21 protein-coding genes are annotated in these 22,106 nt (G+C 71.7%); 16 read left to right on the forward strand and 5 right to left on the reverse strand.

Annotation, left to right across the window (positions count from 1 at the left end; translation table 11 throughout):
• Positions 1 to 56: 56 nt before the first annotated feature.
• The 3 genes from Q7L73_RS06065 (at position 57) to thiL (ending at position 3,591) form a co-directional block, all read left to right on the forward strand.
• Positions 57 to 2,186 (forward strand): transglycosylase domain-containing protein, encoded by a 2,130-nt coding sequence (locus tag Q7L73_RS06065; protein ID WP_304686916.1) that lies wholly within the window; start codon positions 57 to 59, stop codon positions 2,184 to 2,186.
• Between the two features lie 126 nt (positions 2,187 to 2,312).
• Complete coding sequence (gene infA / locus Q7L73_RS06070; protein ID WP_304686918.1) at positions 2,313 to 2,531, forward strand: translation initiation factor IF-1; 219 nt, start codon at positions 2,313 to 2,315, stop codon at positions 2,529 to 2,531.
• Positions 2,532 to 2,571: 40 nt separating this feature from the next.
• Entirely contained in the window at positions 2,572 to 3,591 is a 1,020-nt protein-coding gene (gene thiL, locus Q7L73_RS06075) for a thiamine-phosphate kinase (RefSeq protein WP_304686921.1), read from the forward strand.
• Here thiL and Q7L73_RS06080 read toward each other — a convergent pair.
• The 3 genes from Q7L73_RS06080 to Q7L73_RS06090 form a co-directional block, all read right to left on the reverse strand.
• Positions 3,546 to 3,737: a hypothetical protein gene (locus tag Q7L73_RS06080; protein WP_304686925.1), complete on the reverse strand. Its 192-nt coding sequence runs from the start codon at positions 3,735 to 3,737 to the stop codon at positions 3,546 to 3,548. The two genes, thiL and Q7L73_RS06080, sit on opposite strands and share 46 nt — an antisense overlap.
• 201 nt (positions 3,738 to 3,938) lie before the next feature.
• Positions 3,939 to 4,622: a class E sortase gene (locus Q7L73_RS06085; protein ID WP_304686930.1), complete on the reverse strand. Its 684-nt coding sequence runs from the start codon at positions 4,620 to 4,622 to the stop codon at positions 3,939 to 3,941.
• A 35-nt stretch (positions 4,623 to 4,657) separates the two neighbouring features.
• Positions 4,658 to 6,412 (reverse strand): hypothetical protein, encoded by a 1,755-nt coding sequence (locus Q7L73_RS06090; protein ID WP_304686931.1) that lies wholly within the window; start codon positions 6,410 to 6,412, stop codon positions 4,658 to 4,660.
• 81 nt (positions 6,413 to 6,493) lie between these two features.
• On the opposite strand from Q7L73_RS06090, the gene Q7L73_RS06095 reads away from it, so the two are divergent.
• The 11 genes from Q7L73_RS06095 to Q7L73_RS06145 all read left to right on the forward strand — a co-directional run bounded on the left by Q7L73_RS06095 (position 6,494) and on the right by Q7L73_RS06145 (position 17,914).
• Positions 6,494 to 7,204 (forward strand): response regulator transcription factor, encoded by a 711-nt coding sequence (locus Q7L73_RS06095; RefSeq protein ID WP_304686933.1) that lies wholly within the window; start codon positions 6,494 to 6,496, stop codon positions 7,202 to 7,204.
• 44 nt (positions 7,205 to 7,248) lie between these two features.
• The gene (locus Q7L73_RS06100; RefSeq protein ID WP_304686935.1) at positions 7,249 to 8,625 is read left to right on the forward strand and encodes a cell wall metabolism sensor histidine kinase WalK; all 1,377 of its coding nucleotides are present in this window, start codon (positions 7,249 to 7,251) and stop codon (positions 8,623 to 8,625) included.
• The gene (locus Q7L73_RS06105; RefSeq protein WP_304686937.1) at positions 8,622 to 9,824 is read left to right on the forward strand and encodes a S1C family serine protease; all 1,203 of its coding nucleotides are present in this window, start codon (positions 8,622 to 8,624) and stop codon (positions 9,822 to 9,824) included. The genes Q7L73_RS06100 and Q7L73_RS06105 overlap by 4 nt, the downstream gene beginning before the upstream one ends.
• Positions 9,825 to 9,902: 78 nt before the next feature.
• Positions 9,903 to 11,135 (forward strand): glycosyltransferase, encoded by a 1,233-nt coding sequence (locus Q7L73_RS06110; protein ID WP_304686939.1) that lies wholly within the window; start codon positions 9,903 to 9,905, stop codon positions 11,133 to 11,135.
• Positions 11,136 to 11,166: 31 nt separating this feature from the next.
• Positions 11,167 to 12,603, forward strand: a complete 1,437-nt coding sequence (locus Q7L73_RS06115; protein ID WP_304687253.1) for a trehalose-6-phosphate synthase — start codon at positions 11,167 to 11,169, stop codon at positions 12,601 to 12,603.
• 626 nt (positions 12,604 to 13,229) lie between these two features.
• Positions 13,230 to 13,607, forward strand: a complete 378-nt coding sequence (rpsF, locus tag Q7L73_RS06120) for a 30S ribosomal protein S6 (protein ID WP_304686940.1) — start codon at positions 13,230 to 13,232, stop codon at positions 13,605 to 13,607.
• Positions 13,608 to 13,748: 141 nt separating this feature from the next.
• Positions 13,749 to 14,231: a single-stranded DNA-binding protein gene (locus Q7L73_RS06125; protein ID WP_304686942.1), complete on the forward strand. Its 483-nt coding sequence runs from the start codon at positions 13,749 to 13,751 to the stop codon at positions 14,229 to 14,231.
• Positions 14,232 to 14,253: 22 nt separating this feature from the next.
• Entirely contained in the window at positions 14,254 to 14,577 is a 324-nt protein-coding gene (rpsR, locus tag Q7L73_RS06130) for a 30S ribosomal protein S18 (RefSeq protein WP_304686944.1), read from the forward strand.
• Between the two features lie 2 nt (positions 14,578 to 14,579).
• Positions 14,580 to 15,032 (forward strand): 50S ribosomal protein L9, encoded by a 453-nt coding sequence (gene rplI, locus Q7L73_RS06135; protein ID WP_304686946.1) that lies wholly within the window; start codon positions 14,580 to 14,582, stop codon positions 15,030 to 15,032.
• Between the two features lie 167 nt (positions 15,033 to 15,199).
• Entirely contained in the window at positions 15,200 to 16,573 is a 1,374-nt protein-coding gene (gene dnaB, locus Q7L73_RS06140) for a replicative DNA helicase (RefSeq protein WP_304686948.1), read from the forward strand.
• Between the two features lie 21 nt (positions 16,574 to 16,594).
• A complete protein-coding gene (locus Q7L73_RS06145; RefSeq protein ID WP_304686950.1) occupies positions 16,595 to 17,914 on the forward strand; it encodes an adenylosuccinate synthase in 1,320 nt (439 codons plus the stop codon).
• 19 nt (positions 17,915 to 17,933) lie between these two features.
• Here the strand turns inward: Q7L73_RS06145 and Q7L73_RS06150 are convergent, their stop codons facing one another.
• The gene (locus Q7L73_RS06150) at positions 17,934 to 18,629 is read right to left on the reverse strand and encodes an acyltransferase (RefSeq protein WP_304686952.1); all 696 of its coding nucleotides are present in this window, start codon (positions 18,627 to 18,629) and stop codon (positions 17,934 to 17,936) included.
• An 84-nt stretch (positions 18,630 to 18,713) separates the two neighbouring features.
• Here Q7L73_RS06150 and Q7L73_RS06155 point away from each other — a divergent pair, with 84 nt between their 5' ends.
• Positions 18,714 to 19,730, forward strand: coding sequence for a Gfo/Idh/MocA family protein (locus Q7L73_RS06155; RefSeq protein ID WP_304686954.1), 1,017 nt, complete (start codon positions 18,714 to 18,716; stop codon positions 19,728 to 19,730).
• Entirely contained in the window at positions 19,727 to 20,998 is a 1,272-nt protein-coding gene (locus tag Q7L73_RS06160; protein ID WP_304686956.1) for a nucleotide sugar dehydrogenase, read from the forward strand. Before Q7L73_RS06155 ends, Q7L73_RS06160 begins: the two co-directional genes overlap by 4 nt.
• A 33-nt stretch (positions 20,999 to 21,031) precedes the next feature.
• Here Q7L73_RS06160 and wecB read toward each other — a convergent pair whose 3' ends face one another.
• On the reverse strand, positions 21,032 to 22,105 hold the full coding sequence (wecB, locus tag Q7L73_RS06165) for a non-hydrolyzing UDP-N-acetylglucosamine 2-epimerase (protein WP_304686958.1): 1,074 nt from the start codon (positions 22,103 to 22,105) through the stop codon (positions 21,032 to 21,034).
• Between the last annotated feature and the right edge of the window lies 1 nt (position 22,106).

Below are 22,106 nucleotides of genomic sequence, written 5' to 3' on the forward strand. Positions count from 1 at the left end.
TTCACGTGAGTCGTCGAGAGCGACAGAAGCGCCGCAGGCGCAATCGCGGGCGCCCGGTGCGGCGCGTCTTCCTCGTCATAACGACGTTGCTGCTGCTCGGCGGCATCGGCGCGGGCGTGGTCGCCGCCAGCTGGGTCGTCGGCGTCGTCAACGACACGCCCGACATCGAGTCGATCCGGCCCAAGCCGGCCGGCGCGATCTCGACCGTCTACGCCGCCGACGGCACGCGCCTCGGCTTCATCGCCGGCGGCGACACGCTGCGCACGCCGGTCGACGGGACGAAGATCCCGAACGCGCTCAAGCAGGCGACGGTCGCGATCGAGGACAAGCGCTTCTACAAGCACAGAGGCGTCGACTACGTCGGCGTCCTGCGCGCCGCGGTCAAGAACGTGACCGACGACGCCGCCTCGCAGGGCGGCTCGACGCTGACGATGCAGCTCGTCCGCAACCTCTACATACCTGAGAACAGATTCAAGAAGGACCTGACGCGCAAGATCCGCGAGGCGAAGCTGGCCGACGAGCTGGAGAAGCAGCACTCGAAGGAGTGGATCCTCGTCAGCTACCTCAACAACGTCCCGTACACGACCGTCGGCGGCCAGGAGGCGATCGGCGTGCAGTCGTCCTCGCGCGTGCTGTTCGACAAGGACGTCTCGCAGCTGACGCTGGCCGAGTCGGCGCTGCTGGCCGGCCTGCCGCAGGCGCCGAGCGCGTACGCCCCGTTCGAGAGACCGAAGAAGGCCAAGCAGCGCCGCTCCGAGGTCCTGCGCGCGATGGTCGACTCGAGATACATCACGCAGGCGGAGGCAGACAGAGCCAACGCCGCGCCGCTCGGCGTCAAGCCGAACGCCTTCTACCAGCAGCGCAAGGAGCCGTTCGTCTTCGACTACGTCAGACAGCAGCTGCTGAAGAAGTACGGCGCCGACGTGCTGCGGGCGGGCGGCCTGAGGGTCTACACGTCGATCGACCTGAAGAAGCAGGAGGCGGCGCGCGCGGCGATCAGAGAGATCCTCTACGACCCCGCCGACCCGCCGGCCGCGATCGTCACGATCGACCCCGCCAACGGCCACATCCTCGCGATGGCCTCCTCCGCCGAGTACGGCGACGAGAGAGACGGCAAGACGGTCTACAACTACGCCGCCACCGCCCAGCGCCAGCCCGGCTCGACCTTCAAGACGATGGTGCTGATGGCCGCGCTGCGCAAGGGGATCGACCCCGACTCGACCTACTACACGTCGAGAGTGCTCGAACCCGGCTGGCTCGCCAGCGACCCGACCTACAGAGTCGAGACGTTCGGGCACACCTACAGCGGCAGCGAGACGATCACGCGCGCGACGCTCTCCTCCGACAACACCGTCTACGCCCAGCTCGACGCCGACGTCGGCCCCGACGCGGTCCGCCAGGCGGCCTACGACATGGGCATCACGTCGAGACTCGACGCCTACCCGGCCGAGGGCCTCGGCGGCCTCAGATACGGCGTCACGGTGCTGGAGATGGCCAACGCCTACGCGACGATCGCCAACGGCGGCATCCGCCGCACGCCGACGATCCTGACGAGAGTGCGGCTGCGCGACGGCCAGGTGCAGGATCTCGGCAGAACGAGAAGCAAGCGCACCTTCACACCGGCGCAGGCCGAGAAGGCGCGCGAGGTGCTGGAGCAGAACGTCCAGTCCGGCACCGGCGTCGGCGCCAGCTACGGCTGCCCCGCGGCCGGCAAGACCGGCACCACCTCGGACATCAAGGACGCCTGGTTCGTCGGCTTCACGCCGAGACTGTCGACGGCCGTCTGGATGGGCTACAAGACGCCGGTCTACATGGTCGTGCACGGCCAGTCGGTTCAGGGCGGCACCTTCCCGGCGCCGATCTGGAAGGCGTACATGTCGGTCGCCTCCGACGGCTACTGCGGCTCCGACTGGGCCGCGGGCGGCACGTTCGAGTCCGAGCCGTTCTTCGGCAGATACTCCTCGACCGGCTCCAACGACGACGAGGACTACTCGTACGACGGCAGCGACGGCTCCAGCGACGGGACGACCGACGGCACCGGCGACACGACCGGCACCGACGGAACGACCGGCGACACGGGCACCGGCGGCGTCAACAACAATCCGGACGGCTACGCCAGGCCGCCCCAGGGCGAGCCCGAGATACAGACCGAGGGCGGCGGCGCCGGCGTCCCCGGCGGCAACTGACGCGGCCAGGCGCCGCGTTCAGCCCTCCCCCGGCCCCGCGCGGGCTGGTACCGTAGACCGTCGGGCCTGAAGGCGCTGCTGCATGCGCATGCCCGCATCCGAACCCACCGCCAGATAGGACACGGTTTGTCGAAGGAAGAAAAGGTCGAGCTCGAAGGCGAGGTCATCGAGGCCCTGCCGAACGCAATGTTCCGCGTGAGACTCGACAACGGCCATCTCGTCCTCGGCCACGTGGCCGGCAAGATGCGCCGCTTCCGGATCCGCATCCTGCCGGGCGACCGTGTGCGCGTCGAGCTGTCGCCGTACGACCTCGACCGCGCGCGCATCGTCTACCGCCACCGCTGAGGCGGCGGCCGGCCGGCCGCACCGCCGGGAGCCCTGAACGATGCGTGAGCTGGCGCTGATCGAAGCGCTCAGCGAGATCCTCGCGCATGACAGCGACCGCGTCGTCCGCCACATCGGCGACGACGCCGCCGTCGTGCGCGCGCGCCCGTACGCAGTCACCTCCGTCGACACGATGGTCGACGGGATCCACTTCCGCTGCCGCACGCCGAACCCGACGGCGACGCTCGCCGACGTCGGCCATCGCGCGCTCGCCGGCGCGCTGTCGGACGTCGGCGCGATGGGCGCCGACCCCGGCGAGGCCTACCTCTCGCTCGTGCTGCCGCCCGGCCTCGAGCAGGACGAGGTGCTGGAGCTGTTCCGCAGCGCCGACGCGCTCGCGCGCGACTGCGGCGTCGCGATCGCCGGCGGCGACCTCTCGCGCGGGCCGGTGCTGGTCGTCGCGGTCACCGTCGTCGGCTGGGCCGACCGCGCCGAGCAGCTGGTCGGCCGCGACGGCGCCCGCCCCGGCGACCTCGTCGGCGTGACCGGCACGCTCGGCGGCTCCGGCGCCGGACTCGCGCTGCTCGACCGCCGCGTCGAGCCGTCCGTCGTCGACGACGCCACCGCCGCGGCGCTGCGCGCCGCGCACCTGCGGCCGCGGCCGCGGATACCCGAGGGCCGCGCGCTCGCGGCGGCCGGCGCGAGCGCGCTGGTCGACGTCTCCGACGGGCTCGCGACCGACGCCGGCCATCTCGCCCGCGCCAGCGGCGTCGAGCTGCGGCTGGAGCTGGAGCGGCTGCCGCTGGCAGCCGGCGTCGCCCCGGTCGCAGCCGCGCTCGGGCAGGAGCCGGCAGCCTTCGCGGCGACGGCGGGGGAGGACTACGAGCTGTGCTTCTGCGTCCCGCCGGCAGCGCGCGCCGCCGTCGAGGCGGCGGTCGCGGTCAGCTGGATCGGGACAGCGGCGGCGGCCGCGACGGCGGGGCCGGGCGTCTCACTGCTGCGCGGGAGCGAGGATCCGTCCACGCCCCTGCGCGGCTACGAGCACGACTTCCGCGCCGGCACGCCGCCGATCTCGTCGTAGGCGTCGCCGAGCAGTTCGCGCACGTCGGCACGGCGCAGCGCGCCGTGGACGGCGAGCATGCGCGTCACGAACGCCTCCGCGACGGCATCGACGTCGACGTCGTAGTCGGCCCTCGCGATGCGGGCTCTCAGATCTTTGAGTTTCACGGTGTTGGTGTCGTCCATTGACTGTCCGGACGGGAAGAGGTCAAGCCAGCAGTCGTCAGCGGCACGCCTGGATGGCTTGCCGCGCTGCCGGATTGCCCGTCCGTGCCCTGGGTATCGGGCCGACCGGCTTGGCACATGAGCGACAGTGTTCGCGACTGGACATCTCACCGGGAGCTGGCCCGGTGCGCTGACGCGCCGGTTTCAGGATCGGTCGGCCGCGTCGCGCGGTCTGACCGACTTCAGTCTCGCGTAGACGATGATCCGCTCGGCCGCGCTGTAGAGCGGATGACAGGCCGACAGCACGAGCTGGTCGTAGCCGACGTCTCTCGTGACGTACGTCGCCGTCGGCTTGACGATCTGCTGTCTGTCGTAGACGTAGGTGAAGGTCCCGTACGACATCCGCAGCACCAGCTCGTCGCCTCTGCCGAGCTCGTCGATCTTGCGGAACGGCGCCAGGTAGGTCGTGCGGTGGCCGGCGATCGCGACCGTGCCGCCGAGTCCCGGGAAGGTCGTGTCGGGATAGTGGCCCGGCCCCTTGCGCAGGTCGTCGGGCGCGGTGCCGTTGACGACGTAGCTGTCGACGCCGATAGCCGGTATCCGCAGGCGCCCGAAGACGTCGCCGTCGACCGCCTTGCGGCGCGCCTCGCGCGCGAGGAAGGCGATCCGGTGTCTGTCGGTTCTGAGCTGCGCCAGCGCCCGTCTCTGGACCGGCGTCGGCTGCGCCTGGACGACCTGCTCGAACTGGTCCGCGAGCTTGCTCTGCTGCCTGTTGGCGAGGAAGGCCGAGACCGGCTCCTGCCACGCGAGCGTGATGCCGGCATCGACGATCAGCAGCACGCCCGAGACGATCAGGACGCTGGAGAGTGCCCGCAGGACGCGCCGCATCGCTCCAGTATGCCGGTTCGCGGACGGGTGGACGGTCAGCGCCGCAGCGCCGACTCGGTGCCGCCCAGCGAGCCCGGCCCGGCGTAGCTGGTGGGGCCGCGCACGGTCACCGGCGCCTGCCCCTCCGGCCCGCCGTGCCAGCTGCTGCGCAGCACGATCGTGAGGACCGCGCCGCTGCAGCCGAGCAGCAGCGCCCACAGCAGGCCGGCGAGCGGTCCGACGCTGCCGCCGGCGACGAGCAGCAGCCCGGTCCACGCCAGCTCGACCGGGTCGAGCCCGAGCTGGCGGGCGTACGAGTAGGCGATCAGCAGCGGCGGCACGAGCCCGAGCAGGAACATGCCGACCGCCGCGAACGGGTGCACCCGCACCTCCGGCGCGATCGCCAGCAGCCACAGGTGCAGCGCCGGGATCAGCAGCAGCGCGGTGTACGGGTTGAAGATCCACACGACGACCGCGATCGCGCACAGCGTCAGCATCACCGCCGCCGCCGCGCCCGGCGAGGCCGGCTCGCCGCGCGCGCCCCACCAGCGCGCCACCAGCGGCCGCAGCACGAACCAGCCGAGCACGACCACCACGAGCACGCTGACGATCGCCGCCAGCGCCGTGCCGTCTGCCGGCAGGTCGGCGATCGCGACCGGCCCCGGCGGCGCCGCGCTCAGCATCCCGGTCAGCTTCAGCAGGATCGTCAGCAGCAGCGCGAGCACGAACGGCAGCGCGCAGGCGCCGACCCAGCGCAGCCACAGGCCGACCGGCTCCTGCCGCCGCCGCACGCGCGCGAATCCGTCGATCGAGGCGAGCAGCACCGGCAGCAGCAGCGCCGCGCCGAGCAGCCGCACCGGCCACTCGGGCAGCAGCTTTCTCTCGATCATCACGTACGCCTCCGGCGCCGGCAGGTCGGCGGAGGAGTCGAGCGCGGAGATCGAGCGCAGCGCAGCGCGGCCGAAGACGGTCAGGCGCGCCTCCGACACCTCCTGGTCGGCGGCCGGCTGCAGCTCACCGCTGGCCGACAGCAGCACCGCCGGCAGCCCGGCGCTGACGAACGAACCCTGCAGGCCCGGCGTCAACGGCGCCGCCAGGCGCGCGAACTGGCTCGCCGGGCGCGCCCGCCTGCTGCCGAGCCCGGCCTCTCTCGCGAGCGCCAGCTCGACCGTCCGCCGCAGCTCCAGCGGCGCGACGGCGGCCGAGTCGCCCCACGGCACGACCAGCGGCTGACGCGTCGCGGTGCCGGCGAGGTCGCCGAGCACGAGCACCGCGTCGACGCTGCCGCCAGGGTGCTCGGCCAGCTCGCGGGCGGCGTCGATCCCGCCGCTGACGGAGGCGAGCACGAGCGTGCGGTCGAGCGTGCGCGCGCCGAGCACGCGCGCCAGCTCCAGCAGCGCCGCCGTGCCCGACAGCTGCGCCTTCGCCGGGCTGCCGATCGCGTCGCGCGCGGCGACGACGAGGATCCGGCGGCTGGAGAAGCCGGTCCGCTGGCCGATCACGGTCTCGACCTGGCGCGCGCCGACGCTCGTCTGCGCGCTGAGGCGGTGGACGCTGACGTCGAAGCCGTTCGCTCTCAGGCCCTCGCGCACCCGCGCGGCGACGCGGCGGTCGCCGGCCGAGCCGGGCGCGCGGTTCGGCGCGCTGCTGGCGAGCTGCTGCAGCGTCGCGAAGGCGCCGACGCCGTCGAACGCCTCGGAGGCGAGCGAGGTCGTCACGCCGCGCGGCTGCTCGCGCAGCGAGAAGCCGACGAGCACCAGGACGAACAGGACCGGCAGGAAAGCGGCGCGGTAGATCCGCGGATCGAGCACACCGGCAGGTTATCCACCCGTTCCGGCCGGCCGATCTTCCCGCAAGTTGGACACGCCACTAACCTTCTGCGGCGAGAGGAGATGACCGAGCGCTCGACCCGCATCCTGTTGGTGGACGACGAGCAGTCGATCCAGACGCTGCTCTCGTATCCCCTGCGCAGAGACGGCTACGAGGTCGTCCAGGCGACCGACGGCCGCGAGGCGCTGGCGCGCTTCGAGGAGCGCCCGTTCGACCTCGTCGTGCTCGACGTGATGCTGCCGCAGCTCGACGGGCTCGAGGTCTGCCGCCGGCTGCGCAGCCGCAGCTCGGTGCCGATCATCATGCTGACGGCCAAGTCGGAGGAGATCGACAAGGTCGTCGGGCTCGAGATCGGCGCCGACGACTACATCACCAAGCCGTTCTCGATGCGCGAGTTCCGCAGCCGCGTGAAGGCGGCGCTGCGGCGCTCGGAGCTGACGCGGACGGCCGAGAGCGACGGCGGCACGCTCGACAGCCATGAGCTGCGGATCGATCCCGACAAGCGCACAGTGACGGTCCGCGGCGAGGCGATCACGACGACCTTCGTCGAGTTCGAGATCCTGCTGACGCTCGCCCGCAGCCCCGGCCGCGTCTTCACGCGCGACATGCTGCTGGCGCGCGTCTGGGGCGACTCCGCCTACCGCGACCCGCGCACGATCGACGTCCACATCCGCCACCTGCGCGAGAAGATCGAGCGCGAGGCGAAGGAGCCGGAGTACCTCTTCACCGTGCGCGGCGTCGGCTACCGCTTCCGCGACACGGACGGCGCCTGACGCCGCCCGGCTGACGGCCCGGCCGCCACCCGCCCACGTCGCCGATGCGCTCGCTGCGCAACCGCCTCGCCTTCCTCTTCTTCGCGATCACGCTCGCCGCGATCGCCGCGCTCTACCTCTACATCGCGCCGCAGCTGGAGACGCGCCTGCGCGACGAGAAGGTGACGCAGCTGCGCGAGGCGGCGCAGGGGACGATCGGCGACGTCAGAAGAGCCGCCGGCACCGACGTCCCCACCGAGGGCCTCGACGAGGCCGTCAGCCAGGCGGGCGATCGCGCCAACGCGCGGCTGACGCTGCTGCGCGTCAACAGCGTCGACGGCGCGCCCCAGCTGGAGCGCGTGAGCGACTCGGTCAGAGGCGGCGAGACGCTCGACCAGGGGATCGCCGAGGGCGTGCTGAGAGACGGCCGCACCGCCAGCGCGGTGACCAGATCGCTCGCGATCGTCGCCGTCCCGGTCGCCGACAGAGACGGCAGAATCAGCTTCGTCGCGCTCTACTCGACGCCGACCAGCGACGTCGAGGGCAACGTCGCGGTCGTGCGCCAGCAGATCCTGATCGCCGGCGCGATCGCGCTCGCGCTGGCGGTGCTCGCCGGCTGGCTCGTCGCACGCGCGCTCGCGCAGCGCGTCAAGCGGCTGGAGGAGGCGGCCGAGCAGGTCGCGGCCGGCGACTTCTCGCGCCCGATCCCGGTCGACTCCGACGACGAGCTGGGCCAGCTCGCGCGCGCCTTCAACGACATGCAGCGCCAGCTCGCGCAGCTCGACCGCGCCCGCAAGCAGTTCATCGCGACCGCCTCGCACGAGCTGCGCACGCCGCTCTTCTCGCTCGGCGGCTTCGTCGAGCTGCTGGAGGACGAGGAGCTGGACGAGGAGACGCGGCGGCGCTTCATCGGGCAGCTGCGGCTGCAGGTCGAGCGGCTGCGCAAGCTGACCGTCGACCTGCTCGACCTGTCGCGGCTGGAGGCCGGCTCGCTCGAGCTGCGGCCCGAGCCGGTCGACCTGTCGGAGCTGGCGAGCGCGGTCAGCTCCGAGTTCGAGCCCGTGCTCGCGCAGCGCGACGCGCATCTCGAGGTGCGGCTGACGGGCCGCGCGGTCGAGGCACTCTGCGATCCTGTCCGGGTCGCCCAGATCATGCGGATCCTCATCGACAACGCCCTCACCCATTCGCCGGCCGGGACCGACATCGTCGTCTCCGCGACACGCGACGACGGCTTCGCTCGGCTCGCCGTGCGCGATCACGGCAAGGGGATCGAGCGGCAGGCGCTGTCGCAGATCTTCGAACCCTTCTACACGACCGACGACGCCCAGGGCTCCGGCCTCGGGCTGGCGATCGCGAGCGAGCTGGCCGAGCGCATGCGCGGCCGCCTCGGCGTCGAGTCGCGCCCCGGTCGCACCGTCTTCACGCTGGAGCTGCCCGCATGACGCATCGCATCCGGATCCTCGCGCCGACGGCTCTGACAGCCGTCGCGCTCGCCGTCGCCGGCTGCGGCGGCGGCGACGAGGGGCCCGACGGCCTCTCCAGCGACCACGGTCCCGTCCGCACCGCGACGACCCGCGTCGAGGTGATCCGGCAGGCGTCCGACGGCCGCTTCGACCCGAGCGCGATCTACGCCCGCGAGGCGCCCGGGGTCGTCACCGTCATCAGCCTCTTCGAGGGCGACAGAGACGCCAGAGCCCCGACCGGCGGCGAGGGGCTCGGCTCCGGCTTCGTGATAGACGGCGACGGCCGCATCGCGACCAACGCCCACGTCGTCACCAACGGCGAGGGCAACGCGGTCAGACGCGCCGAGACGATCTACGTGCAGTTCTCCGACGGCAACCAGGTGCCGGCCAGAATCGTCGGCACCGACCTCAACTCCGACGTCGCGCTGATCGAGGTCGACCCGGCCGACCTGACGCTGCGCCCGCTGCCGCTCGGCAGCAGCAGAGGGCTGACGGTCGGCGTGCCGGTCGCCGCGATCGGCAGCCCCTTCGGCGAGCCGCAGTCGCTCTCGGTCGGCGTCATCTCCGGCGTCAACCGCACGATCGACTCGCTCAACTCGGGCGGCCCCGCCAACGACGGCCGCTTCGCGATCGGCGGCGCGATCCAGACCGACGCCGCGATCAACCACGGCAACTCGGGCGGCCCGCTGGTCGACGCCGCCGGCCGCGTGATCGGCATCAACGCCCAGATCCAGTCGACCGGCGGCGGCGGCGAGGGCGTCGGCTTCGCGATCCCGGTCGACACCGTCAGACGCTCGCTCGACCAGCTCGCCGCGAGCGGCAGAGTCGACTACGCCTGGATCGGCGTCTCGACGGTGCCGGTCTTCCCGCAGCTGGCGAGACGGCTCGGCCTGCCGAGCACGACCGGGGCGCTCGTGCAGGCGGTGACCGCCGACGGACCGGCCGCGGTCGCCGGCCTCGACGCCGGCAGCGCTGACGACGAGGTCGAGTTCATGGCGCAGAGATACGCGACCGGCGGCGATCTGATCACCGCGCTCGACGGCGAGCCGATCACGCGCGACCGCGATCTCGCGGCCGCGATCGCCGACGACAGACCGGGCGACGTCGTCACGCTGGAGGTTTGGCGCGGCGGCGAACAGCGCACGGTGCAGGTGACGCTCGGCACGCGGCCGGGCTGAGCCCTTTCGGCAGGGGCCGGCCATTCGGTACGCTGCGCGCGCCGCTCCCGATCCCCGAGCCAAGAGCCCACCGCAGCCATGCTCCAACCCGTCGCAGTCGGTCACAAGACGCTCGCTGACTACGCCAGCATCGTCGGTCGCTCGCTCGTCGAGGAGATCCGCGAGCTGGCCGAGCCGCTGCGTGGCAAGCGCGTCCTGCACCTGTCGGCGACCGCCTTCGGCGGCGGCGTCTCGGAGATCCTCTACACGATGGTCCCGCTGATGAAGGACGTCGGCCTCGACGTCGAGTGGCACGTCATCTACGGGCGCGAGGAGTTCTTCAACGCGACGAAGGTGATGCACAACGCGCTGCAGGGCAACCCGCAGGACCTGACCGAGGAGCAGTGGTCCTCGTGGCGGCGCTACAACGAGATGAACGCGCGCGAGCTGTCCCGCGGCTGGGACGTCGTCGTCGCGCACGACCCGCAGCCGGCGGCGATGCACACGCTCGCGCCGGAGAAGTCGCGGCACTGGATCTGGCGCTGCCACATCGACCTCTCGACGCCGAACCCGGCGACGATCGAGCGGCTGCTGCCCTACATCCGCACGTACGCCGACTCGGTCTTCCACATGCAGCAGTACGTCCCGCCCGGGATGGACGGCCGGATCCACATCGTGCCGCCGGCGATCGACCCGCTGGCGCCGAAGAACATGGCCTTCTCGCCGGAGGACTCGACCTACATCTGCGAGCAGTTCGGGATCGACGTCGACCGGCCGCTGATGTGCCAGGTGTCGCGCTTCGACCCGTGGAAGGACCCGCTCGGCGTGATCGACGCCTACCGGATCGTCAAGCAGGCGGTGCCGGAGGTGCAGCTGGCGCTGGTCGGCTCGATGGCGACCGACGACCCCGAGGGCTGGGACTTCTTCAACGCGACCGTCGCGCACGCCGACGGCGATCCCGACATCCACATCCTCAACAACTTCAACAACGTCGGCGCGATCGAGGTCAACGCCTTCCAGTCGCACGCCGACGTGCTGATCCAGAAGTCGACGCGCGAGGGTTTCGGCCTGACCGTCTCGGAGGCGATCTGGAAGGCGCGGCCGTTCATCGGCGGCAACGTCGGCGGGATCCCGCTGCAGGTCGAGGACGGCGTCACCGGCTATCTCGTCGAGAGCGTCGAGCAGTGCGCCGACCGCGCAACGCAGATCCTCCAGGACCCCGGCCTCGGGCGCAGACTCGGGCTCGCCGGCAAGGAGCACATCCGCAGGCACTTCCTGATGCCGCGGCTGCTGCGCGACTGGCTGAAGATCTTCACCGACCTGGAGGGATAGTCCGCTGTCCGCTGATGCTGCACCGCTGGTCCTGGTCTCCAACCGCGGCCCTGTCACGTTCCTCGACGACGGGGAGGTGAAGCGCGGCGGCGGCGGGCTCGTCACCGCCCTCACCGGACTCGCCTCCCACCGCGACGCGATCTGGATCGCGTCGGCGATGACCGAGCAGGACATCGCCGTGACCGAGCAGCACGGCGGCAGACCGTTCACCGCCGAGCTGCCCGACGGCGGCAGCTACAGAGTCCGCCTGGTCGCGTCGGACCCGGACGCCTTCGACCGCTTCTACAACGTCTTCGCGAACCCGATGCTGTGGTTCATCCAGCACTACCTGTGGGATCTCTCGAACGCGCCGGACATCCGCCGCGAGGAGGTCGAGGCGTTCGAGTTCGGCTACAACGTCGTCAACGAGGACCTCGCGAGGGCCGTGCTGGAGGAGATCGAGGGCCAGCAGGAGCCGGTCGTGATGGTCCACGACTACCACCTCTACACGCTGCCGGGCCTGATCCGGCGCGAGCGGCCCGACGTCTTCCTGCACCACTTCGTTCACATCCCGTGGACGCAGCCGGACGCCTGGCGCGTGCTGCCGACGAAGATCCGCACGGAGATCTACGAGGGCCTGCTGGCGAACGACATCGTCGGCTTCCACACGCGCTCCTACCGGCGCAACTTCCTCTACTGCTGCCGCGACCTGATGGACCTCGAGGTCGACTTCGAGAAGGGGATCGTCCACTGCCCGGACGGTCACGAGGTGTGGGTCCGCGCCTATCCGCTGCCGATCGACGCCGAGCAGACGCGCGCCGTCGCCAAGCGTCCGCGCACGGCCGAGTTCGAGGGCGAGCTGCTGCGCCGCCGCCGCGAGCACCTGATCCTGCGCGTCGACCGCGCCGACCTGTCGAAGAACGTGCTGCGCGGCTTCACCGCCTTCGACGTCTTCCTCGAGCAGCATCCCGAGTTCCGCGAGCGCGTGACGTTCGTCGCGCAGCTGATGCCGTCGCGAACCGACGTGCCGGAGTACGCCGAGTACCTGGAGCGGATCGAGGCCGTCGTCGCGGTCGTCAACCACCGTCACGGCACGCCCGACTGGATGCCGATCCACCTGAAGCTGCGCGACGACCTCGAGGAGGCGGTCGCGGCCTACAAGAACTACGACCTGCTGCTCGTCAACGCGATGTTCGACGGCATGAACCTGGTCGCGAAGGAGGGCCCGCTCGTGAACGAGCGCGCCGGCGTCTCGATCCTGTCGGAGAACACCGGCGCGCACGAGGAGCTGGGCGAGTTCGCGCTGTCGGTCAACCCGTTCGACATCCAGGAGCTGGCCGACTCGATCCACGCCGCGCTGACGATGTCGCGCGAGGAGCGCGAGCGCCGCGTCGAGGGCCTCAAGCGGATCGTCACCCAGCGCAACCCCGGCGACTGGATCGACGACCAGCTCGCCGACATCAAGAAGAAGGCGGCCGACGCGCACTGAGCGCGGCGGCCTCACTCCAGCGCGAACTCCCCCTCACGCCAGCCCGAACTCCCCGTCACTCCAGCCCGAACTCCCCGCGCGGGGGCTGCGCGGCCGGGAACGGCGGCGGAGCCGCAGGCGCGCCCGCAGCCCGCGGCGCGGCGGGTGGCGAAGCCGCTGTCGCGCCCGCATCCGGCGGCGCGGGCGACGCACGCGGCATCCGTCGCGCCGCTCGCGGTGGTCGCGCCGCTCGCGGAGGCGCGCGCTCGGCGACGTGGGGCGCGCTCCGCGCCCGCGGTCGATGCCGGCGCGCTGGCGCGGGTCTTCGTCTCACCGGTCTCGCCCGCTGCGGCCGTCTGCGCGCGGACCTTGCGGGCGGGCGCAGCGGCGGCGCGGGCGGCGGAGCCGTCGCGGCCGGCACGACCGCGAGCGGGGTGGGCGACGGGTCGGCAGGCGGCAGCGGCGGCGCCGGATCGCCGCGGCTCCAGGCGATCAGCAGCGCGAGCACAAGCAGCGCGGCGACGGCACGGGCACGGACGGGAAGCAGCAGGCGGCGAGCGGAGCGCATTTCTATACAGAGGGGTCCGAACGCCAAAGTTCGCCCCCTTGGTATAGTGCTCCGCCGCTGTCAAGCCGACGAAAGCACCATGGCCGAAACCACTGTCATCTACGACCTGATGCTCCTCCTCCGCACGTCGGTCGACGACGAGCGCCGCGCGCAGATCCGCGCCGAGGTCGAGCAGACCATCGCCGAGCACGGCGGGACGATCGAGCTTGCGCAGGAGTGGGGTGTCCGTCATCTCACCTACGAGATCGACCACACGAGAGACGCCGAGTACCACCTGCTGCAGTTCTCGGGCCCGGCCCCGCTCGTCGAGGCGCTCTCCTACAACCTGAAGATCGCGGACGGCGTCCTGCGCCACCGCATCATCAAGGCCGTCGCGAGCCAGGCGCCCGAGCCGCCGGCCGGTGCCGTCGGCGCGCTGCCGGCCGAGCCGGCGCCCGCTGCCGAGCCCGTCGCCTAGTCGCGACGGACGCACGCTCTGCAACAGGACTCACCCACGGCTGTGAACTTTCGGCGCAGTTTCCGGGGTCAGGGCTTCCGGCCCCGGAACGCGGTCTAGACTCGAACGCCGCTGGTATCTGCCGCCGAAAGGAGCCTCTTCATGGCCGCCACGAACATCAACCGCGTCGTCATGACCGGGAACCTCACGCGCGACCCCGAGCTGCGCTCGACGGGCAGCGGTCTCGCTGTCTGCAGCCTCCGCCTCGCCGTCAACACGCGCCGCCGCGGTCAGTCGGGTGAGTGGGAGGACAAGCCCAACTACTTCGACGTCACCGTCTGGGGCGCGCAGGGCGAGAACTGCGCCCGCTTTCTGTCGAAGGGCCGTCCCGTCGCGATCGACGGCCGGCTCGAGTGGCGCGAGTGGACCGAGAGAGATTCCGGGCAGAGACGTCAGGCGATCGATATCATCGCCGATTCCGTGCAGTTCCTCGGCGGCCGCGACGATGCCGGCCCCGGCGCTGGCAACGGGTTCTCCGGCCCTCGCGATGTGGCCGGTGGGAGCGACGTTCCGGTCAACTCCCAGGACTTCAACCGTCCCGCACCCGCGCCGGCCGCTCCCGCCGACGACGACATTCCGTTCTGATCAAACCGAGGTAAGGCCAAGAGTGGCGAAGCAACGCAGACGCCCGTCGACGAGACGGCGCGACAAGAAGGGTGGATTCGGGTCCAACCGGCGCAAGCCGTGCCCGTACTGCAAGGAGAAGATCGAGCAGGTCGACTGGAAGGACGTCGACGGGCTCAAGAAGATGGTCTCCGAGCGTGGCAAGATCCGCTCCCGTCGTATCGCCGGCACCTGCCGCCGCCACCAGAACCAGGTCGCGACCGCCGTCAAGCGCGCGCGTGAGATGGCCCTGCTGCCGTATGTCGCAGAGGGCGCTCCCGAGCGTGCCGGCGGCCGCCGTGACCGCAGCGACCGCGAGGAGCGTTGACGATGCCCCAGGCGATTCTGCTTCAGGACGTCGAGCAGCTCGGTGAGAGAGGCTCGGTCGTCGACGTCTCCCCCGGCTACCTGCGTAACTTCCTGATCCCGCGCAAGCTCGCGCAGCCGGCCACCAAGGGCGCCCTCGAGGCCGCCCAGGCGCGCCAGGTCGCTGCCGACAAGGCCGCCAGAGACGCGAAGGACCGCGCGCAGGAGAACGCGGCGCTGCTCGGCCGCACCGTGCTGACGATCGAGCAGCAGGCGGGCGAGGACGGCCGTCTCTTCGGCTCCGTCACCGCACAGGACATCGCGGACGCGATCCGCGAGGCGCGCGGCATCAGAGTCGACCGCCGCAAGATCCAGCTCGAGGAGCCGATCCGCAACATCGGCACGCACATGGTCGTCGTCGAGGTCGACGAGGGCGTGCACGCGACCGTCAAGACGATGGTCGTCGAGCAGAAGTAACGCAGCACCCCTGCACGGAGCCTCACCTCGCAGCATCGGAAGCGCCGCCGTCGTGCGGCGCTTCGTCGTTAAAGCCGCACGTTGCGGGCGAATGCGACGCCGCCGCGCCGGTGCCATCCGACGAGCACGCTACTGATGGTTGTTTCGACCTAAGCTGCTGCGTTCGCATGTCCGCGCTTGAGCAGTCCTCCTCCGAGCATCAGAGCCCGCACGCGCCGCCGCACAACGACGAGGCGGAGCAGTCGGTGCTGGGCGCGATCATGCTCGCCGACACGACGCTGTACGGCCTCATCATCAACGAGGGGCTGAAGGCCGACCACTTCTACCGCCTCTCGCACCAGGCGATCTACCAGGCGATGCTCGACCTCTACGGCGAGAACCGCGAGATCGACGTGCTGACGGTCACCGAGCACCTGCGCTCGATCGGCAGACTGGACGAGATCGGCGGGCCGACCGCGGTCGACGCGCTCGCGGGCACGGCGCCGGTCGCCGGCAACGTGCGCGAGTACGCGCGCATCGTCCACAGCAACGCGCTGCTGCGGCGTCTGCTGAAGACGACGCAGGAGATCCAGGCGAACGTCTACGGCCACGCCGCGCCGGCGCGCGAGGTGGTCGAGTGGGCCGAGCGCGACATCCTCGACGTCGCCCACGACGACCGCCAGAAGGACTTCCGCTCGATCGGGGCGGTGCTCGACGACGAGATCGACAAGCTCCACCAGATGTCGGTCGAGCACACGGTGCTGACCGGCACCCCGTCCGGCTTCAAGGATCTCGACGAGATAACCGGCGGCTTCCAGCCCGGCAACCTGATCATCCTCGCCGCACGCCCCTCGATGGGCAAGTCGGCGTTCGTCACGAACATCGCCGAGAACGCCGCGATCCAGCACAGAAAGCCGGTCGCGCTGTTCTCGCTCGAGATGTCCGAGGCCGAGCTGGCACAGCGCTTCGTCGCCTCGCAGGCGCGCATCAGAGGCGAGGACCTGCGCAGAGGCAGAGTCGCCGAGAACCGCTGGCCGAGAATCCTCGAGGCCTCCCAGCGGCTGGCCGACTCGCCGCTCTACGTCGACGACTCCTCCGACATCTCGATGCTGGAGGTGCGCGCGAAGGCGCGCCGGCTGGCGCAGCAGAACCCGGGCGGGCTCGGCCTGATCATCGTCGACTACCTGCAGCTGCTGCGCCCCGACGGCCGCGTCGAGAGCCGCGTCGAGCAGGTCGGTCAGATGAGCCGTGGCCTGAAGATCCTCGCGCGCGAGCTGGAGGTGCCGGTGATCGCGCTGTCGCAGCTGTCGCGTGCGGTCGAGACGCGCACCGACAAGAGACCGATCCTCTCCGACCTGCGCGAGTCCGGCCAGATCGAGCAGGACGCCGACCTCGTCATGTTCATCTACCGCGACGAGTACTACGACAGAGAGTCCGAGCGCGAGGGCGAGGCCGACATCATCATCGCCAAGCACCGCAACGGCGGGCTCGCGGACATCGTCCTGACGTTCCAGAAGGAATACCCGAAGTTCATGAACTTCGCCGGAGATCGCTTCCAGTAGGGCTCCCCTACACTGTCTGCCGTGTCCGGAATCGTGATCGTTGGCGCCCAGTGGGGCGACGAAGGCAAGGGCAAGATCACCGACCTGCTCGCTGAGCGGGCTGACGCGGTGATCCGCTTCCAGGGCGGCAACAACGCCGGCCACACGATCGTCCGCAACGGCGAGACGTGGAAGTTCCACCTGATGCCGTCGGGAATCCTCTACCCCGGCAAGACCTGCGTGATCGGCAACGGCGTCGTCGTCGATCCGAAGGTGCTGACCGAGGAGCTGGACGAGCTGCGCCACCGCGGCGTCGACACCAGCGGCCTGCGCGTCTCCGCCAACGCGCACCTGATCATGCCGTACCACATGATGCTCGACGACGCGGGCGAGGCGAGACTCGGCAAGCTGAAGATCGGCACCACCCGCCGCGGCATCGGCCCGGCCTACGCCGACAAGGCGTCGCGCATCGGGATCCGCGTGCAGGACCTGCTCGACGAGAAGATCCTGAAGAAGAAGATCGTCGCCGCGCTGGAGCCGAAGCGGCTCGCGCTGCGCCCGTTCGCGCGCGACCCGCGGCTCGACCTGCAGTCGATCACCGAGGAGTACCTCGCGTACGGCCGCCGGCTGTACGAGCACATCGCCGACACGACGACGCTCGTCTGGGACCGCCTCGACGACGACCAGATCGTGATCTTCGAGGGCGCCCAGGGCGCGCTGCTGGACCTCGACCACGGCACCTATCCCTTCGTCACCTCCTCGAACCCGATCGCTGCGGCCGCCTGCATCGGCAGCGGCGTCGGCCCGAAGGACATCGACGAGGTCTGGGGCATCTGCAAGGCCTACAGCACGCGCGTCGGCTCCGGCCCGTTCCCGACCGAGCTCGACGGCGAGCTGGGCGAGGAGCTGCGCCAGAGAGGCGGCGAGTTCGGCACCACCACCGGCCGCTCGCGCCGGACCGGCTGGCTCGACCTCGTCGCGCTCCGCTACGCCGCCCGCCTCAACTCGATGACGGCGCTCGTCGTGACGAAGCTCGACGTCCTCTCGGGCCTCGACAAGATCAAGGTCTGCACCAGCTACAGGGGCGAGGACGGCGCGGTCTTCGAGACCTACCCGTACCACCAGACCGTGCTCCATCACGCGAGCGGCGAGTACGTCGAGCTGGACGGCTGGAGCGAGGACATCAGCGACGCCCGCTCCGAGGACGAGCTGCCCGAGAACGCGCGCGCCTACCTCCGCTTCATGGAGGAGTTCATCGGCGTGCCGATCGTGCTGATCTCGGTCGGCCCCGGCCGCGAGCAGACGATGTGGACCGCGGCAGGTCTCGAGACCGCGCCCGGCCGCGCGATCCCGGCCGCCTGAGCCGCGGCCGGCGCGGCGGCTAGCGCCAGCGTTCGATCAGCTGCTCGTCGGGGACCTCGCGCACCACGCGCGCCGGCACCCCCATCACGACCGCGCGCGGCGCCACGTCGCGCGTAACGACCGCGCCCGCGGCGACGAACGCCTCCTCGCCGACCTCGACGCCCGGCACCAGCACGGCGCCGCCGCCGATCCGGCAGGCGCGCCGCAGCGTCGCGCCTCTGAGCGTCGTCCCGCGGGCGATCCGGCCCATCGCGTCGTCGTTGGTCGTCATCGCGCACGGCCCGACGAAGACGTCGTCCTCGACGACCGAGAAGGCGGTCAGGTAGACCGAGGTCTGCACTCTCACGCGGTCGCCGACGACGACGTCGTTGTCGACCGCGGAGCCGCGGCCGATCACGGTCCGCTCGCCGATCGTGGCGCGCTCGCGCACGTACGCCTGGTCGCCGACGATCGCGCGCGGGCCGATCGAGGCGCCGTTGAAGACGACGGCGTTGCAGCAGATCGTCGCGCCATCGGCGATCGTCAGCGCCCCGGCGGCGCCGGCGGCCGCCGAGCCGGGCGCCAGCCGCGGGCCCTTGCCGAGCACGACGCCGTCCTCGATCGTGACCCCGTCCCCGATCACGACGTCGTCGTGGACGACGACGTTGGCGCCGAAGCGGACGCCTGCGCCGACGCGAGCGGTGGGGCTGAGGACGAGACCGGGTGCGCTGGACATGCCCGAAGCGTAGGCGCTGGGAAGGCGCGAACACCGCGCGACGCGGTCGCCGGTCGGCCGCGCCAGCTACCCTTTCGCGGGCCGATGACGCCGAACTCCCCCGCACCTCTCCGCGCGGCCGTGCTCGGTCTCGGCATGATGGGCCGCCACCACGCGCGCCTGCTGCAGACGCTGCCGGGGGTCGAGTTCGCCGGCGCCGTCGACCCGGCCGGCGACAGACACGGCGTCGTGCGCGACCCGGCGCTCGTCTTCGCGACGCTGGAGCAGCTGCTCGACAGCGGCCGGCTCGACATGGCGGTCGTCGCGCTGCCGACGGAGGAGCACCTGCCGGCCGCGCTCGCGCTCACCTCCGCCGACGTCGCGATGCTGATCGAGAAGCCGCTCGCGGCCACGACCGAGGACGCCGAGCTGATCATCGCCGCCGTCCGCCACCGCGGCCTCGCCGCGGCCGTCGGCCACGTCGAGCGCTTCAACCCGTCGCTGGTGGCGCTGCGCAGACGGCTGGAGGCCGGGCAGCTCGGCGACGTCTTCCTCGTCGCGACCGAGCGCGTCGGCCCGTTCCCGGAGCGGATCAAGGACGTCGGCGTGATCAAGGACCTCGCGACCCACGACCTCGACATCGTCAGCTGGATCGCCGGATCGCCGATCACGACCGTCGCGGCGCAGACGGCCCACCGCACCGGCCGGCCGCACGAGGACCTCGTGCTCGTCAACGGCCGCGTCGCCTCCGACGTCCCCTTCAACACGATGGTCGACTGGCTGTCGCCGACGAAGACGCGCCGCACGCGCGTGCTCGGCGACCGCGGCATGCTCGTCGCCGAGACCGTCACCGCCGACCTGACCTTCTACGAGAACGGCCAGGTCACCTCCGACTGGAGCAGCTCGCAGGCGCTGCGCGGCGTCACCGAGGGCGACGCGACGCGCTACGCGCTGGCCCGCAGCGAGCCGATCCGCAGCGAGCTGGAGGCCTTCCGCGATCTCGTCGCCGGCGATCCCGACGCCCCGGTCGTGACGCTCGCGCAGGGCTTCGCGGCCGTGCGCGCGGCCGAAGCGGTGCTGGAGAGCGCGCAGAGCGGCCGGACGGTGCAGGTCGCACCGTGAACGTCGTCGTCGTCGCGCTCGGCAAGATCGGCCTCCCGCTCGCGGTCCACGCGGCGCTCGCCGGCCACCACGTCGTCGGCTGCGACGTCGACCCGGAGGTCTGCGAGCTCGTCAACCGGGCCGAGGAGCCGTTTCCCGGCGAGGCGGGGCTGAAGGCCGCGCTCGAACAGGTCGTCGGCGACGGCCGGCTGCGCGCGCAGACCGACACGACCGCCGCCGTCGCGGAGGGCCCGGAGCTGGTGATCGCGGTGCCGCCGCTGATCGTCGACGCCGACGCGAGACCGGACTGGCAGATCCTCGACACCGTCGTCGCCGACATCGCGCGCGGCCTCAGAGCGGGCACGACCGTCTCGATCGAGACGACCGTCCCGGCCGGCACCACGCGCGAGCGGATCGCGCCGGCGCTCGCCGCCGGCAGCGGGCTGGCGATGGAGCAGGAGTTCTTCACCGTCTTCAGCCCCGAGCGCGTCTACAGCGGCCGCATCTTCAGAGACCTCGACACGTACCCGAAGCTGGTCGGCGGCCTGTCGGCCGCCGGCGAGGCGCGCGGCGTCGAGCTGTACAGCCGGTTCATCGGCGGCGACGCCGCGGTCTGGGCGATGGGCTCGGCCGAGGCGGCCGAGCTGACGAAGCTGGCGGAGACGACCTACCGCGACGTCAACATCGCGCTCGCGAACGAGTTCGCCCAGCACGCCGACGCGCTCGGCGTCGACGTCGGGCGCGTGATCGACGCCGCCAACAGCCAGCCGTTCAGCCACATCCACCGGCCGGGCGTCGCCGTCGGCGGTCACTGCATCCCGGTCTACCCGCACTTCTACCTGCAGGGCGACGCCGGCGCGCGGCTGCCGGCGACGGCGCGCCAGATCAACGGCCAGATGCCGGCCTACGCGGTCGATCTCGTCGCTGCAGAGCTGGGCGGGCTGACGGGCAAGCGCGTGCTGATCCTCGGCGTCGCCTATCGCGGCGACGTGCGCGAGACGGCCTTCTCCGGCGCCTTCGGGCTGCGTGACGCGCTCGCCGCCGGTGGCGCGACGCCGCTGGCGACCGATCCGCTCTACAGCGACGACGAGCTGCGCGCGCTCGGCTTCGAGCCGTGGGACGGGACGCCCGTCGACGGCGCGATCCTGCAGGCCGACCACGTCGCCTACCGCACGCTCGGGCCGGCGGACCTGCCCGGCCTGAGCGCGCTGGTCGACGGGCGCGACGCGCTCGACCCGGAGCCGTTCCGGGCCGCCGGCGTCTCCGTCCGCCGCATCGGCCGCCCCTAGACCGAGCAAGCGCCCGGTCGCAGCGGTCGCCGGCTACGCGCCGGTCAGCCGCGCGAGCGCCTCGACGACCCGCTCGCCCGCTCTGCCGTCGCCGTACAGCTGCAGACGCGCGGACGGCGGCGTCCGCTCCAGCGCCGCCAGCGTCCGCTCCGCGTCGAGGTCGACGAGCACGTTCCAGCCCGCCTCGACCGTCTCGACCCACTCCGTGTTCGGCCGCATCGTCACGCACGGGACGCCGGCCAGGTAGGCCTCCTTCTGGACGCCGCCGGAGTCGGTCACGATCGCGCTGGCGTTGCACAGCAGCGCGGTGAAGTCGAGGTAGCCGAGCGGCGGCGCCAGCCGCAGCAGCGGCGACCGCTCCAGCCGCTCCAGCAGGCCGGCCGCCTCCAGCCGAGCGCGCGTGCGCGGGTGCAGCGGGAAGACCGTCGGCAGCGGCAGCGCGAGCAGCAGCTCGACCAGCAGCGCCAGCCGCGCCGGCTCGTCGACGTTGCCGGCGCGGTGCGCGGTCGCGAGCAGGTAGCCGCCCGGCTCGACGCCGTACGGCTCCAGCGTGCTCGCGCGGGCGCGAGCGCCGGGCTGCAGCAGCTGCGCGACGTCGACCATCACGTCGCCGACCAGCTCGACCTCGCCGGCGACCGACTCGCGCGCGAGGTTGCCGGCCGCGGTCTGCGACGGCACGAGCAGCAGCGCGGACAGGTGGTCGGTGACGACGCGGTTGACCTCCTCCGGCATCGTGCGGTCGAACGAGCGCATGCCGGCCTCGACATGCGCGACCGGGATCCCCTGCTGGACGGCGGCGAGCGCGCCCGCGAGCGTCGAGTTGGTGTCGCCGTAGACGAGCAGCGCGTCCGGTCTGACGTCGGCCAGCAGCGGCTCCAGCGCCGCCAGCATCCGCGCCGTCTGCGCGGTGTTGGTGCCGCCGCCGATGCCGAGCATGTGGTCCGGCGGCGGCAGCTCCAGCTCGTCGAAGAAGACCTGCGACAGCTCGCGGTCGTAGTGCTGGCCGGTGTGGACGGTGATCTCCTCACCGCGGCTGCGCAGGCGCGAGGAGACGGCGGCCGCCTTGATGAACTGCGGCCGGTTGCCGATCACGGTCAGGATCCGCATC

The sequence above is a fragment of the Conexibacter sp. CPCC 205762 genome (assembly GCF_030646155.1).
Taxonomy (GTDB): Bacteria; Actinomycetota; Thermoleophilia; order Solirubrobacterales; family Solirubrobacteraceae; genus Conexibacter.